The 15,230-nt window shown below is 36.7% G+C and carries 15 protein-coding genes and 1 tRNA gene; 6 read left to right on the top strand and 10 right to left on the bottom strand.

The features are described from left to right. Positions 1 to 5 precede the first annotated feature (5 nt). The 6 genes from ACORJQ_RS09685 (at position 6) to ACORJQ_RS09710 (ending at position 4,782) form a co-directional block, all read left to right on the top strand. Entirely contained in the window at positions 6 to 1,529 is a 1,524-nt protein-coding gene (locus tag ACORJQ_RS09685) for a DHA2 family efflux MFS transporter permease subunit (protein ID WP_321324056.1), read from the top strand. 511 nt (positions 1,530 to 2,040) lie between these two features. Beyond that, positions 2,041 to 2,436, top strand: a complete 396-nt coding sequence (locus ACORJQ_RS09690; RefSeq protein ID WP_321324058.1) for a group I intron-associated PD-(D/E)XK endonuclease — start codon at positions 2,041 to 2,043, stop codon at positions 2,434 to 2,436. A 296-nt stretch (positions 2,437 to 2,732) separates the two neighbouring features. Beyond that, positions 2,733 to 2,987 carry an excalibur calcium-binding domain-containing protein gene (locus ACORJQ_RS09695; RefSeq protein ID WP_321324059.1) on the top strand — a complete coding sequence of 85 codons (255 nt, stop codon included), beginning with the start codon at positions 2,733 to 2,735 and terminating at the stop codon, positions 2,985 to 2,987. Between the two features lie 18 nt (positions 2,988 to 3,005). Continuing rightward, entirely contained in the window at positions 3,006 to 3,590 is a 585-nt protein-coding gene (locus tag ACORJQ_RS09700; protein WP_321324061.1) for a DUF2726 domain-containing protein, read from the top strand. A gap of 42 nt (positions 3,591 to 3,632) precedes the next feature. Continuing rightward, positions 3,633 to 4,058, top strand: a complete 426-nt coding sequence (locus tag ACORJQ_RS09705) for a hypothetical protein (protein WP_321324063.1) — start codon at positions 3,633 to 3,635, stop codon at positions 4,056 to 4,058. A 238-nt stretch (positions 4,059 to 4,296) separates the two neighbouring features. Then, entirely contained in the window at positions 4,297 to 4,782 is a 486-nt protein-coding gene (locus ACORJQ_RS09710) for a hypothetical protein (protein WP_321324065.1), read from the top strand. Between the two features lie 152 nt (positions 4,783 to 4,934). Here ACORJQ_RS09710 and ACORJQ_RS09715 read toward each other — a convergent pair. From ACORJQ_RS09715 to nuoG, 10 genes are all read right to left on the bottom strand, one after another. Beyond that, a tRNA-Met gene (locus ACORJQ_RS09715) sits at positions 4,935 to 5,011 on the bottom strand. 188 nt (positions 5,012 to 5,199) lie between these two features. Continuing rightward, on the bottom strand, positions 5,200 to 5,520 hold the full coding sequence (locus ACORJQ_RS09720; RefSeq protein WP_321324067.1) for a DUF2818 family protein: 321 nt from the start codon (positions 5,518 to 5,520) through the stop codon (positions 5,200 to 5,202). 53 nt (positions 5,521 to 5,573) lie between these two features. After that, on the bottom strand, positions 5,574 to 7,019 hold the full coding sequence (gene nuoN / locus ACORJQ_RS09725; protein ID WP_321324069.1) for an NADH-quinone oxidoreductase subunit NuoN: 1,446 nt from the start codon (positions 7,017 to 7,019) through the stop codon (positions 5,574 to 5,576). Between the two features lie 23 nt (positions 7,020 to 7,042). After that, positions 7,043 to 8,557, bottom strand: coding sequence for an NADH-quinone oxidoreductase subunit M (locus ACORJQ_RS09730; protein WP_321324070.1), 1,515 nt, complete (start codon positions 8,555 to 8,557; stop codon positions 7,043 to 7,045). 31 nt (positions 8,558 to 8,588) lie between these two features. Then, the gene (nuoL, locus tag ACORJQ_RS09735; RefSeq protein ID WP_321324071.1) at positions 8,589 to 10,562 is read right to left on the bottom strand and encodes an NADH-quinone oxidoreductase subunit L; all 1,974 of its coding nucleotides are present in this window, start codon (positions 10,560 to 10,562) and stop codon (positions 8,589 to 8,591) included. A 6-nt stretch (positions 10,563 to 10,568) separates the two neighbouring features. Next, positions 10,569 to 10,874 (bottom strand): NADH-quinone oxidoreductase subunit NuoK, encoded by a 306-nt coding sequence (nuoK, locus tag ACORJQ_RS09740; RefSeq protein ID WP_029407865.1) that lies wholly within the window; start codon positions 10,872 to 10,874, stop codon positions 10,569 to 10,571. Continuing rightward, on the bottom strand, positions 10,871 to 11,512 hold the full coding sequence (locus tag ACORJQ_RS09745) for an NADH-quinone oxidoreductase subunit J (protein ID WP_321324076.1): 642 nt from the start codon (positions 11,510 to 11,512) through the stop codon (positions 10,871 to 10,873). Before ACORJQ_RS09745 ends, nuoK begins: the two co-directional genes overlap by 4 nt. Before the next feature lie 17 nt (positions 11,513 to 11,529). After that, positions 11,530 to 12,021 (bottom strand): NADH-quinone oxidoreductase subunit NuoI, encoded by a 492-nt coding sequence (nuoI, locus tag ACORJQ_RS09750; protein WP_321324078.1) that lies wholly within the window; start codon positions 12,019 to 12,021, stop codon positions 11,530 to 11,532. 11 nt (positions 12,022 to 12,032) lie between these two features. Then, positions 12,033 to 13,094 (bottom strand): NADH-quinone oxidoreductase subunit NuoH, encoded by a 1,062-nt coding sequence (nuoH, locus tag ACORJQ_RS09755; RefSeq protein ID WP_321324079.1) that lies wholly within the window; start codon positions 13,092 to 13,094, stop codon positions 12,033 to 12,035. 5 nt (positions 13,095 to 13,099) lie between these two features. Further along, positions 13,100 to 15,208, bottom strand: coding sequence for an NADH-quinone oxidoreductase subunit NuoG (gene nuoG / locus ACORJQ_RS09760; RefSeq protein WP_321324081.1), 2,109 nt, complete (start codon positions 15,206 to 15,208; stop codon positions 13,100 to 13,102). Positions 15,209 to 15,230: the final 22 nt, after the last annotated feature.

A 15,230-nucleotide genomic window follows, 5' to 3' on the forward strand; every position in this document is an offset into this window, starting at 1 on the left:
TTGACATGACTGAGTCGGTTACTCAAGCTCCAGAGATTAATATCGCTAAATCGGGTGTACCCAGAGGGTTGATATCGATAACTGTGATGTTGACTACCATCATGGTTATTTTAGACATGACGATTGTTAATGTTGCTTTGCCCGACATGATGGGTGCATTGGGTGCAACCTCAGAACAAATTACCTGGGTGTTAACCAGTTATATAGTCATTGAAGCGATTATGATCCCCTTAACTGGCTTTTGGGTAAAAATGTTTGGTCGTAAACGATTAATGCTCATCAGTATTACTGGTTTTTTAGTCGCATCAGCTTTATGTGGACAAGCAGACTCTTTAGTCGAAATGGTCATCTTCCGCTTATTTCAAGGCTTCTTTGGTGCTTCTGTTGTACCTCTATCTCAATCAATAATGGTTGATACTTTCCCTAAGGAAGAACGCGGGAAAGCCATGGCTCTATGGGGTGTTGGCATTATGTTAGCCCCTGTACTAGGACCAACTTTAGGTGGTTATATCACTGATCATCTTGATTGGCGTTGGGTGTTTTACATTAATTTACCCGTGGGTGCTTTAAACTTTATGATGGCTTGGGCGTTACTCAACTATGAACCAGGTCAAAAAGTAAAAGCCGATTGGTTAGGTGCTGGGCTTTTGGCACTGGGTATTGGTTGTTTACAGTTTATGTTAGACCGTGGCAATGATGACAACTGGTTTGACTCTATGACGATTCAAGCCGTAGCCCTAATCAGTATGCTTGCGTTAATCACCTTTGTATGGCGATCATGGGGAAGAGCAGACAGTATTGTTAATTTAGCTTTACTCAAAGACCGCAATTTAGCAACGGCTAGTTTTATGATGTTTGTTTTTGGTTTTGGTCTGTTTGGCACTATTGCATTACAACCCTTAATGCTTGAAAACCTATTCAACTATGATGCACAAACTGCAGGCCTGGTAATGGCTCCTCGAGGAATTGCTTCTGCAATTGGAATGTTTGCCATTTCACGATTTATTAACCATGTAGATTTACGTTGGATTATTGCAACAGGTTTGTGCTTTGCAGCAACTGGAACCTACCTATTCAGTATTCAAGACTTAAACTCAGCCGAAATTAACTTTGTCATCCCTGCCGTCGTTCAAGGGTTTGGTATGGGAATGATATTTGTGCCTTTATCAACCTTAGCCTATGAAACCCTTCAAAAATCTCAAACCAGCCAAGCAGCCGGTATTTACAATGTGGCAAGAACTATTGGTAGCTCAGTTGGTATCTCCATCGCCATTTCCGTTTTAAATCATAGTAATCATCAAAGCCAGGTAGGGTTAAGCAGTCATATACAAGTTAATAACCCAGAAGTGGTAAATTGGCTCGCAACCCAAAACTTAACCGTACAAATGCCAGAATCAATCATCGCATTAACAAACGAAGTAAATAGGCAAGCAATGATGGTCGCATTTAATGACACCTTTTCAGCGGTAATGCTAAGCTTTATTGTCTTGGCTCCACTACTCATCTTAATAAGAAAAAGAAGTCATTAAAAACAGAAAAGTTAAATTTAAGAGAATCGTACAAACCCCAGACAAATATAATTTTGCCAATAAAAAAGTAGACATCTCATAAGAGAATATCTGGCTTTAGAATGTGGTAGCGAGGGCTGGATTTGAACCAACGACCTTCCGGTTATGAGCCACTATTTTTAATTGTTTCAACAATTTAACAATGCTTTCAACAACCCTAATATACGGTTAAACTACTTTAGTCAACTTTGTAAATAATAGCTTTACTTGTGAAGTAATATTGCAATCTCGCTTAAGACCACTATAATTTATTTAACATTGTTGCTCATTAGCAAGGGAAGATAGGTTGTTTAATAATTTATAAAAAATTATCAAACACTTCCTGACGACACATCGCAATGTAAGATTTAAATAGATTGTTCACGAACATCTAATTCGGAGTAAGCTTAGGTTACCTCACTGCTCGGATCGCTTTTGTATACTTATTACAAGAAGCGGCATAACTTAAACTTAATTAAATAAGGATTTTGTTATGCCTGTAATAAATCACCCTATCAAAAAAACTACTCTTGCTGCTCACAAACAACTTTCATATGAACAACTAGCTTCTGCTTGGTTATCAAGTGATGGTTGGGAAGTTTTAATTCCTGCTATTGACCATGGAAAGAAAACTGATTTAGTCGTTGCTGATGATAGCAACTACTATCGGATACAAATCAAATCTATAGAGACTAACGACGAATCTGTTTCCGTTGAGAACAAATGGAAAGGTTCAAAAATCGATTATGTCATCTATTTCAGTAGATCCGCTGATTGGGGGTATATTGCCCCAGCATTCGAACAATGCAAAAAGCGCCTAAATTCAGAAGATCATATTCGTTTTCACGCCCATCCAAAGCATTTTCTAAAAGCATTCAAGCAGATATAAAAAGCAATAAAAAAGGAGAATTTATCTTCTCCTTTTTTAATTCATTACTACTTAATCCAACTTTAAACAACTTACGGATTATGAGCCACTATTTATACCAATATCAACAACTTAATAACACCCTCAACAACCCTAATAGTCGGTTAAACGACTTTGGCCGACTTTATCCAAAGCTATAAAAATTTGTTAGCTCAACTATTACAATATTCAAGATTCCGACAATAAATTGCACATACGTAAATAAACCAATAAACTACCTGGTACAAAATGTTAATTTGAAGATAGGATTCTTATCCATGAAGACAATTATATTACTTCTTGTTATATCCATAAGTACTTGGAGCTATTTGAAAAAATCTAATAGTGCAACTGGACATAAAGAAGTTTCAGAAGATGCTTACAAAATGGCTTATGAATGTGACGGACGAGAATATTGTAGTCAAATGACATCATATAAAGAGGCTAAATTCTTTATAGAAAACTGCCCTAATACAAAAATGGATGGAGACAATGATGGAGAACCATGTGAAAGCCAATTTCGTAGCTACTAAATCATAAGGAACCTTACAGTGTCTATTTTTGGGTATATCGCCTTCATATTCACAATTATAATTATTGCCTTTGGACTTTTACAGTACAAAAGAATTATAAACCTCACTCCATCTAAAATTAAGTCCGCAAATGATTCAAGGTCAGATCAACTCAAAAAGAATAATTCTTCAAAAACTGAAATTAAATATCGTGCTTTAGATAATCTGTTTACTCCTACTGAACAAAAATTTTTATCTGTACTTGAATCTATAGCTGGTGACCAATTAAAAGTTTTTGGCAAAGTAAGAATTTCAGACATTATCACTCCTGCTGTAAATAAATTTGAAAAGGGAAGCGGTTGGCATTGGCTTTTTTCACAAATTAGTCAAAAGCATGTCGATTTTGTAATTACAGATACAGATTTAAATCTAGTATGCGCAGTAGAGTTAAATGATCCATCTCACAAAAGAGAAGATCGGAAGAAGAGAGATCAATTTGTCACCGAAGCTTTTGAAAGTGCCAATGTTCCATTAGTGATGATTGATACTCAGCATAAATATTTAGATAAGCATATCGCAGAAACCATCGCTAATAAAGTTGCAAGCGTAAAAACTTCGAATTAAGAAAAGTTAAAAATATAAAACAATAATTTTAAGAGAGGAATTATGGAGTTTTTATATGATTTACTAGTGTATTCAGCACTGTTTATTCTTGGCATCTTATTTGTAATTGCCTTTATTTCAGCTTTACCTTACGCAATCCTGTATGCAATTTTAGACAGTGATAAGCCATCAAAAAAGGATTCGACAATTAAACGCAAAGTAACCAGTTCTAATGGTGAAGTTTACGAAAAGACTTATTCATCAGACAATCAATGTGAACACCTTTTTGACAACCGTGATGATGTCAGTAAATGTGAAGCTATTCAACTCCTTCTAATTCTAAGTTTTATTGGACTATTAGTAGGTGGTGTCATGAGTTACTTTGGTGACTTCGCATACAAAACTCTTGGTATAAGCACTATAACTTTTTTAACTGGCTTGTTACTTTTTAAGAAACTAGAAAAATCTACACGAAAGAATTTAGATTAGCATGACATTCGTCTACCCTGCACAAAGCTATAAATGATACATACAAGATAACCTATTGATTTCAAAGAAACCTAGTTTAACATACCACTATTTTACGGGAGAGTGACATAATCTTTTGTAGGAACGTAATGTTTACGTCTACAAAAAACATACTCTATTTCTGTTAGGTTTTTTGTGTCCATTTAATTTTTATATTGGTAATATTAATTTAATTGAAAAAATTATTAAGGATTCGGATTTGGAAATACTAATTTCATTGATAACCATAACTATTATTGCAATTTTGCTGTTAAAAACATTAGAGAACCCTAAAAATCTGGTTAATGCCGAATTAAAGAACCTTAAGTTAACTAATAATGAAAGCGACCTTTCAACTCTTCTTCCTGAACAACTTGGAGAATTGATAACTCATTTTTCAGAAAAATCTGAAATGGCACATAAAGATTCATTGCTAATGGCTAGATTCGCACTGGCATTCCTTATCACTATAATCACTTTAATATTTACAAAAAACAACATTGATACAGGTTTAACTGACATTATACATAGGGTGGGTATTGCAAACTTATTATCAATCATGTTTATTGTTTTTTTCGCTTTGATGATTACAGGCTCGTATTACCAAAGAGTTTCTCGTGCATTTTTCAATCAAACCTCATTATTTAGAAAAATAAAAATAATGGCGCATGCAAGGCCGGATAAAAACGAACCCACCTCCCCTTAAATCACAAATAATTGCAAATAATTGGGGTCAGAGTAAAATTAATTTTTATTCTTGAAAAAATAAGCGGATTCATCAGGCCTGGTGTAATTTAAGTTAAATAACAGGCATAAAAAAACCAGACATCTCATAAGAGAATATCTGGCTTTAGAATGTGGTAGCGGGGGCTGGATTTGAACCAACGACCTTCGGGTTATGAGCCCGACGAGCTACCAAGCTGCTCCACCCCGCGACAATTTGTAATTCGTAACGTTTCCGTTTCGATGTGGCGTATTATAGGGGGTTACAGAAATATTACAACCCTAAATGCTAAGTTTATTTAAGTTTTTTCTAATACATACTATTGGCAGTAGTTTTGAAGTGCTAAAAACAAAAAAGGGAGCATTTTAAGCTCCCTTTTAAAGTATTTAAAATACCGTATTACGCATTATTTTTTTGGATAAATTGTTTAAGGTTATAGCGGTAAATAAAGCCAGGAAAAGCAAAGATAATAAACATGAAAAAGGTAATGGTATAAAACTCCCAACCTTGTTGTGCTACATGCCCCATACTTTTATTTTCAAGCAAATATGCAAATAAGCCCGTAACTATAAAGTATAAGAACCATTCGGCCAAGTTAATCCATATAGACTTCTCTGGCACCTTTAAGAAAATAAACAGTCTATTTGATAGTATAAACGGAATATTAGCTAAAACGATTGCTGTGACAAGTAATAACCATACTGCTTGATTGACATCCATAACTTTACCCTTAAACGTAAAAAGCTCGTAAAACGAGCTTTATTTATTATTATTTATAATGCTTTTAAGCTATTGTAGCAGAGATCTATTAATGAGCTAGGCACTAAACCTAACACTAATAAAGCAATGGCAAATAAGCTAACTGCAATATTTGAACCTGAGCTTGTTGTTTCAATAAGTGAATTATCTTCTGGTTTATCAAAATACATCGCTTTAACGACTTTTAAGTAGTAGAAAGCACTGATAACAGCCATGATGACCGCGATTACGGCAATCCAAGTAAATCCAGCCTTGATAACTTCTTCAATGACTATGATTTTTGCCCAGAACCCTATGAATGGTGGAATACCAGCCATAGAGAATAGTACGATTAACATCATAAATGCTAACCATGGGTTACGATTGTTTAATCCTGCAAAATCAGAAATTTTATCAAACTCATTACCCGTTTTGGATAGTGCAACGATCATACCGAATCCAGCTACACCTGTCAGGGCATAGACAATCACATAGAACATTGCTGCTGAGTAACCTTCTGGCGTGGCTGCAATAACACCAAGCAGTAAGAAACCAACATGACCAATACCTGAATAAGCAAGCATACGTTTTAGGTTATCTTGAACAATCGCAATTAATGATCCAACCACAATTGAAAGAATAGAAATCATAATAATTAACGATTGCCAGTCTTCTACCAGGCCTGGTAAAGCTTGTTCAAGCAAACGATATAACATTGCAAAACCAGCTAATTTAGGTGCTGTACCTAAATATAAGGTAACCGCTGTTGGTGAACCTTGATACACATCAGGCATCCACATGTGGAATGGTACAGCACCTAATTTGAATGCTAAACCAATAACCACAAACACGACACCAAAAGATAAGACAACTTTATCTACGTTGCCTTCGGCAATAATCTTAGCCATTTCTGGGAAAGTAATAGAGCCAGTAGCACCATAAATCATTGAGAAACCGTATAACAACATACCTGTTGCAAGAGCACCTAATACAAAATATTTAATGGCAGCTTCAAGTCCCTGTCCGTAATCTTTTCTTAATGCAATCATGGCGTACATTGCTAAAGACATGATTTCTAAACCGATAAACATGGTAATCATGTTATTAGCCGAGATCATCACGAACATACCCAATACACCAAACAACCCGATGATGAAGAATTCACCAGTGAAAAATTTATGCTGTAGCAGGTATTCACGAGAGAATAAGAAGACACCTAAACTCACTATAATGGTGAAAAGTTTAAGAACATCAGCAAAACTATCGCGTATAAAGCTACCGTCAAATGTAATGACGGGGGCGGTAGTAAAGCTTGTAATAATTAAATAGCCAACAACAATTAAACTAACTTGAGTAGCGTAATATGTGGCAAATTGGTAACGTTTAGACCAGAAAGTATCTGCAACCAAAATAAAAGAAATGAGTCCTAAAAGCACCATTTCTGGGATAGCTGGTGCGAATGACGGAATAACAAAATTCATATAATTAACTCACCTATATCCGATTAAAGTTTAGAAGTTGTAGCTTGAACTAATAAGTTCGCGACAGACGTGTGCATAACATCCATGACTGGACCTGGGTAAACACCAAGACCAACAACAGCTACAGCTAGAACAGCCATAATGGCAAATTCACGTTTATTTAAATCAGACAGTTGTTCGACATTTTCATTTGTAACAGCACCAAAGAATACACGTTTGACCATCCATAAGGTATAAGCTGCACCAATAACTAAGGTTAATGCCGCTAAAGTACCGTACCAAAGATTCGCTTTAAATGAGCTGATGATAACCATAAACTCACCTACAAACCCAGAGGTTCCTGGTAAACCTACGTTAGCCATTGAGAATAGAACAGCAAAGAACACGAACCATGGCATTTTATTAACAACACCACCATAGGCAGAAATTTCACGAGTATGCATGCGGTCGTATAACACACCGATGGCTAAGAACATGGCACCAGAGATGAATCCGTGAGAAATCATTTGTACCATGGCCCCTTCCATACCGATTTGAGCACCTTGGATAGAACCTGTGTTTTGCAAAATGTCATACACTAAGAACATACCTAGAGTTACAAACCCCATGTGAGAGATTGAAGAGTAAGCGACAAGCTTTTTCATATCACTCTGTACCATTGCAACAACACCAATATAAACAATAGCAATTAACGACAATACAATGACTAACCAGTCTAATGTCATCGATGCATCAGGAGTAATTGGTAAGCTGAAACGAACAAAACCATAACCACCCATCTTAAGCATGATTGCTGCTAGTACAACAGAACCTGCCGTTGGAGCTTCAACGTGAGCATCTGGTAACCAAGTATGTACCGGGAACATTGGAATTTTTACTGCAAAAGCAATTAAGAACGCCAAGAAGATTAAGATTTGTACGGTCATACCTAATTGCATGGCCTGAAAATCAAGAATACTGAAGCTTCCTGATTGGTAATACATATAGATAAATGAAACCAACATGAATACCGAACCGAAGAACGTATAAAGGAAGAACTTCATTGTTGCGTAAACACGACGAGGACCACCCCATTTACCAATAACGATAAACATAGGGATTAATAATGCTTCCCAGAACACATAGAAAAGAATCGAGTCTAGTGCAACAAAAACACCAACCATGATACCGCCCATAATAAGGAAAGCACCCATGTATTGTTCTACACGTTCTTTAATAACATCCCATGCAGAAGCGATAACCAACACTTGAGTAAAGGTAGTAAGCAATACCAAAGGCATTGATAAACCATCTACACCTAAGTGATAGCTAATGTTAAACATAGGTATCCAAGGGATATTTTCTTCAAACTGCATTGCAGCCGTTGTGACATCAAAATTAATCCACAAAGGAAGTGAAAGAATAAAAGTGAGGCCCGCAATTGCAAGTGATAACCACTTAGCAACTGTGTCGTTATTACGACCAGCAAATAATACCAGCAGACCACCAATTATTGGTAGCCACACTAGCGTGCTTAAAATAGGATAGCTTGATAGCATGTAGTCTATTCCCTTCTTCTTATTCTTTTAATTACCACAGAGTCCAAACTAGCATTGCTAGCAGACCAAAAATCATTACAAACGCGTAGTGATACATAAAACCAGTCTGAGACTGACGTAATGCAGCTGCTGAATTAGCAACTGTCATAAAGGCATTGGTTACCATTCCTGTGTCGATTAACTTAACGTCGATAACACGGGTAAAGAACTTACCTAATTTCTGACCACCTTCTACAAAAATGATTTCATTTAGTCGATCAAATCCGTATGCATTATCTAGAACATAGAAACCTCTAGGGCACATTGCTTTTAGCTTGCCAGGAATAGTTGGTACTTTAATGTACATAAACCATGCTAGAACAACCGCTGATAATGCTAAGAAAACAGGCAATGTCATGAAAGAATGCAATATAAAATTGATCACACCATGATAATAGTCACTGTATACCGCTGACATGACATCATTCTGAGGTAGTACAAAGATTGAGTCACCAAAATATGCCCCAGTTAACATAGGTTCAATCATTGGAATACCCATTAGTAATGCTGGAATTGATAGCAAAATTAATGGCACAGTCACTACCCAAGGAGATTCTTTAATCTGATGAGTACGTACGTATTCACTTTCTTTACCATGGAAGACCAAGAAGAACATACGGAAATTATAAAATGCTGTAATAAATACACCCATTAATAAGAGTACATATGCAAGACTAGCACCGTATCTCTCTGATTCTCCTAATGATAATAAAATACTATCTTTTGAGAAGAAACCAGAAAAACCTGGGAAACCAATCAATGCCAAAGAACCAATCAACATAGTAATATAGGTAATTGGCATATACTTTCTCAATCCACCCATATCACGAATATCTTGCTTATGGTGCATGGCAATGATAACTGAACCAGCAGCCAAGAATAACAATGCTTTGAAGAAGGCATGTGTTAGTACATGGAACATACCTGCTGCATAAGCTGATGCACCCATTGCAGCTGTCATATAACCTAATTGCGATAGTGTTGAATAAGCAACAACACGCTTAATATCGTTCTGTATAAGACCTAACAAGCCCATCATAAGAGCCGTTACCGCACCAATAATCAAGACAAAACTTAGTGCTGCTTCAGATAGTTCGAATGCTGGTGATAGACGAGCCACCATGAAGATACCAGCAGTTACCATTGTTGCAGCATGAATTAATGCAGAAATTGGCGTTGGACCTTCCATTGATTCTGGCAGCCAAACATGTAAAGGCATTTGGGCTGATTTACCCATTGCACCAATAAATAGAAGAATCAGCATAACAGTGATCATTGACCATTCAACACCTGGAACAATTTCAATCATCACATCTTTATTAGCCGCTAACTGAGCAAAAAACTCGTTGTAGTCCATTGTATTGAAATAAACAAAAACGACTGCAATACCTAAAATAAATCCAAAGTCACCAACACGGTTAACTAAGAAGGCTTTTAAGTTTGCTTGAATAGCTGACTCACGTTTCATATAGAAACCAATCAATAGGTAAGAAACTAAACCTACTGCTTCCCAACCAAAGAATAGTTGTAGGAAGTTATTAGCCATAACCAATGAAAGCATTGAGAATGTAAACAATGAGATATAACTAAAGAAACGCTGGTAATAAGGGTTATCGTGATCATAATCTTCGTCATGATCCATATAACCAATTGTGTAAATATGAACCATTAACGATACAAACGTCACCACCAACATCATAGTGGCAGATAGTTGGTCAATCATAAAGCCAAGTTCAAACTTAATACCATCACTCACTAACCAAGTATATAAGCTTGCGTTATAGGCATCAGTACCCTTTAGTACAAATTCAAAGAACACATAAGCTGATAATACTGTAGAAACAGCAACACCAGCTATGGTTGAATAATGAGCACCTTTACGACCAACTTGTCGGCCAAATAGACCAGCTATAGCTGAACCAATTAAAGGGGCAAGTAAAATAACAATAAGAATTGTATGCAACATCAACAACTACCCCTTCAGTGATCCAAGATCATCAACATTGATGCTCTTACGATTACGGAATACTAAAACAATTATAGCTAAACCAATTGCAGCTTCTGCGGCGGCAACGGTTAAGATAAAAAATACGAAAATTTGACCCGTCACATCATTTAAATAATGTGAGAACGCAACTAGATTTGTATTAACAGCAAGCAGAAGTAGCTCAATTGCCATTAATAAAACAATGACGTTTTTTCTGTTTAAGAAAATACCCGCCATACTAATCATAAAAAGCACAGCACCAAAGATTAGGTAATCAGATAAAGCAATCATTTGTCATCCTCCTCTTTAGCAACAATATCTTTTTCGATGGTGGTTTCCATCTTAACCATACGGAAGCGGTCAGCTGCTTGTGTTTTAACTTGTTTATCAATATTTTGGTAGAGAACTTCTGTTGTTGGTCTACGACGTAGCGTTAAAGCAATCGCCGCAACAATTCCTAATAAAAGAAGTACTGCAGCCAAAACAAATGCATAAGCATGAGTTGTGTATAGAGGAATAGCAATTGATTCTGTATTACTAAAATCTGCGGCATGAGTTACAGGTGCTCCTGTGACTTCTAGACCAAAATGTTCTGGCCCTAAGACCAAATACATCATTGCAAAAATAGCCGCTGCTGCCATTGCCCCTAAAGGTAAGTATTTTGTAAAGCCTTCTTTAAGAATAGCCATATTGATGTCTAGCATCATGACTACAAAAAGGAAAAGTACCATTACTGCACCTACATAAACCAGGATAAGTACCAGGCCTAGAAATTCTGCCTGAGCCATGATCCAAATACCTGCTGTTGATACAAAAGCAAGAACAAGCCAAAGAGCTGCTTTAACAGGGTTCTTAACTGAAATCATCATTAAGCCTGCAATAGTGGCAATCGTAGCAAGAAGGTAAAATATAAATTGTTCAAATGTCATAACTATCTACTTTCCTATTAACGATATTTAGCATCAACTGCACGATCTGCAGCGATTTGCTCTTCATGTTCATCACCAAAAGCCAATAAATCTTCTTTGGTGCGTATATGCGGACCACGCTCGTGAAATTCATATTCAAACACTCGTGTTTCAACAATCGCATCTACTGGACAAGCTTCTTCACAAAAACCGCAGTAAATGCACTTGAACATATCGATATCATATTGCGTTGTACGACGTGTACCATCTTCACGCTCTTCTGATTCAATCGTAATTGCGTTAGCAGGACAAACTGCCTCGCATAATTTACAAGCAATACAACGCTCTTCACCATTCTCATAACGACGCAAAGCGTGGTGACCTCTAAAACGAGGTGAAAGTGGAGTTTTCTCTTCTGGATAACGTACTGTTATCTTTCTTTTGAAAAGATATTTACCTGTGACTGAAAGCCCTTTAAATAGCTCAGTAAGACCCCAGGTTTTAATTTGATGTTTTAAAAATTTACCCATGTCAGCCTCTATTAATTAAACCAAGGACCAAAGCTAAAGTATTGCATTGCACCAACAACGAATACCCAAACAATAGTTACTGGGATTAATACTTTCCACCCTAAACGCATTAATTGGTCATAACGGTAACGTGGGAATGTGGCACGTAACCATAAGAACACAAATAATAAGAATGATACTTTAAATGCTAACCAACCTAATTGTGGAACCCATGCAAATAATGATTCTAGTACTGGAATACCTTCAAAAGGTGATAACCAGCCTCCCAAGAACATAATTGATGTCATAAAGGAGATCAAAATCATCATGGCATATTCAGCAAGCATAAATACACCAAATGTCATACCAGAGTAATCAACGTGGAAACCTGCAACAATTTCTGCTTCACCTTCAATAACATCGAAAGGTGTACGGTTTGTTTCTGCTAAACCAGAAATGAAATAAACAAAGAACATTGGTAATAATGGCAATAGGTACCAGTGATATATACCACCCTTTTGACCATTAACAATCTCTGTTAAATTCATGCTTCCAGCAATCATTAATACAGTAACTAATGCAAAGCCCATAGCGATTTCATAAGAGATCTTTTGTGCGGAACCACGTAAAGCACCCAAAAATGCATACTTTGAGTTAGATGCCCAACCGGCAATAATTGTTCCGTAAACTAAAATTGAAGAGACCGCTAAAACATATAACACGCCTGCATTAATGTCAGCTACCACCATACCATCAGAAAATGGAATAACTGCCCATGCTGCTACAGCAGGGGCTAAAGCTAATACTGGGGCAATAATAAATAAGTACTTGTTAGATTGTGCAGGAAAGATAACTTCTTTAGTCATTAACTTTAATGCATCAGCAATTGGTTGCAATAAACCAACTGGTCCAACACGGTTAGGACCCATACGAACCTGCATATAACCAATAACTTTACGTTCAGCGTAAGTTAACCAGGCCACCACAAGCATAATAGGTAAAACAACAGCTACAGCTTGTAAAACAAGGGTAATAACGATTGCTAACCAATCAAATAAAAAGCCTGATAAAAAGGCTTGAAGTGCATCAAACATCAACTCTACCCTCTACCCATTGTTTCAATATTTGCATCAGGGGTTGCCTGAAGTGATGGTGAACGACGAACAATCGCATCTACCTGATATGGAGAAATCATCTGAACATCACCATCATTATTTTTTTGTGGTAATTCACAAGCTAAATCAACTAAATTGATTTTAGAAACACTGTTATCTAAGATTTCACTCAATACTTCATTAGAATTTGTGTAATCAAAGCCATCAATATTAAACATATTTCCAAGTACTCTTAAAACCTTCCAGGCAGCTTTAGCATCGCCCTTAGGCTCAACGGTCATTTTAAAAGACTGTTTTGTTGCATTAGCGTTAACAAAAGTACCTGCAGTTTCAGTAAACGTTGCTATTGGTAACATCACATCTGCGTAAGAACGCTGATTTTCACTATCAAATGCGGTTAAATTCACAACAAATTTAGCATCTTGCATTGCTTTCAATGCTAAATCTCCGTTCGCAAAATCAGCTTCTGGTTCAATATTCATATTAATGAAAGCCTGCATTCCATCTGCAACCATTTGTGCACTATTTTTACCATTAGCCGGTAAAAAGTTGACTAAATGTGCACCCACTTCATTAGCAAACAAAGGAAGCACGTTTAATGCTGCACCAGTTACTTCAGAAATGATCGCTGTAAGCTTTTGAATTACTGAAAAGTCCAAATGATTTTGAGCTAATTGACCAACCATAATAGAGGCATTTTCAGTATCTATAAGGTTTTGAGCAATTTGTTTTTGTTGTTCAGTAACTGAAACATCATTTAACCAGGCCTGGTCAATTCCTTTGATATCACAAGCGGCTTTAGCAATGCCTGCAAGAATAAATACCACTCCTGTACTATCTGAAAGATCTGACACTTTATAATTGAATTCATATGCAGCAGGATTAACAACAAATGCATTAGCACCAGCTTGTACCGCTTTACGAACACGATGATTAAGTATTGGTAATTCTTTACGAAGGTAAGAACCCACCAATAAAACTGATTTAAGTTTTTCTACATCTGTCAGACCATGCTCTAACGAAGGCATATTAAAACCAGTCACATCTGAGCTGAAATCTACTTGACGATGTCTATAGTCAATATTGTGGACATCTAAACCACGAGCTAATTTTTGTAATAAATGCAACTCTTCAACAGTTGAATTTGCTGAAGCTAAAACACCAATATCTGTTGAGCTTTTTAAGACATCCTGAAGACCTGTTACAGCAAAAGAAAGTGCCGTTTCCCAATCAGTTGCTTTCCATTCACCATTTTGTTTAATCATTGGTTGAGTCAAGCGTGATTCACAGTTAACACCTTCATAAGAAAAGCGATCTCTATCTGAAATCCATACTTCATTGATTGATTCATTTTCACGAGGAACAACACGCTTAACGTCATTGCCTTTTGTATGAACTGTAATATGTGAACCAATACTATCATGAGCGGCAATTGATTTATGAGCCTTTAGTTCCCATGAACGAGCTGTATAACGGAAAGGTTTAGACGTTAAAGCACCAACAGGACATAAATCGATCATGTTACCTGACATCTCTGAAGTAATTGACTTCTCAATGTAAGTACCAATCTCCATCCATTCACTTCTACCTGTAGCTCCTAACTCCATCATTCCGGCAACTTCTTGACCAAAACGTACGCAGCGTGTGCAATGAATACAACGTGTCATATCAGTCTTAATTAAAGACCCAGCTTCACGATCGCTGACAACGCGTTTAGCTTCAGAATAGCGAGAAACATCATCACCATAATCCATTGCTACGTCTTGCAGCTCACACTCACCACCTTGGTCACAAATTGGGCAATCCAAAGGGTGGTTTATTAACAGAAATTCCATAACGGATTTCTGAGCAGCAATTGCTTTTGCTGATTTAGTATGAACTTTCATACCATCAGTAACAGGTGTTGCACAAGCTGGAAGTGGTTTCCATGCTCCTTCAACCTCTACAAGACACATACGACAGTTAGCCGCAATAGACAATTTCTTGTGGTAACAAAAACGGGGAATGGCAATTTGAGCATCATCAGCGACATCAATCAACATGTCCCCTTCATGTGCTTCAATAACTTGCCCGTTTATTTCAACTTTTACCATAATTCTATAACCTAAGTTTTCT

The organism is Thiomicrorhabdus sp., assembly GCF_963662555.1.
Lineage (GTDB): Bacteria > Pseudomonadota > Gammaproteobacteria > Thiomicrospirales > Thiomicrospiraceae > Thiomicrorhabdus.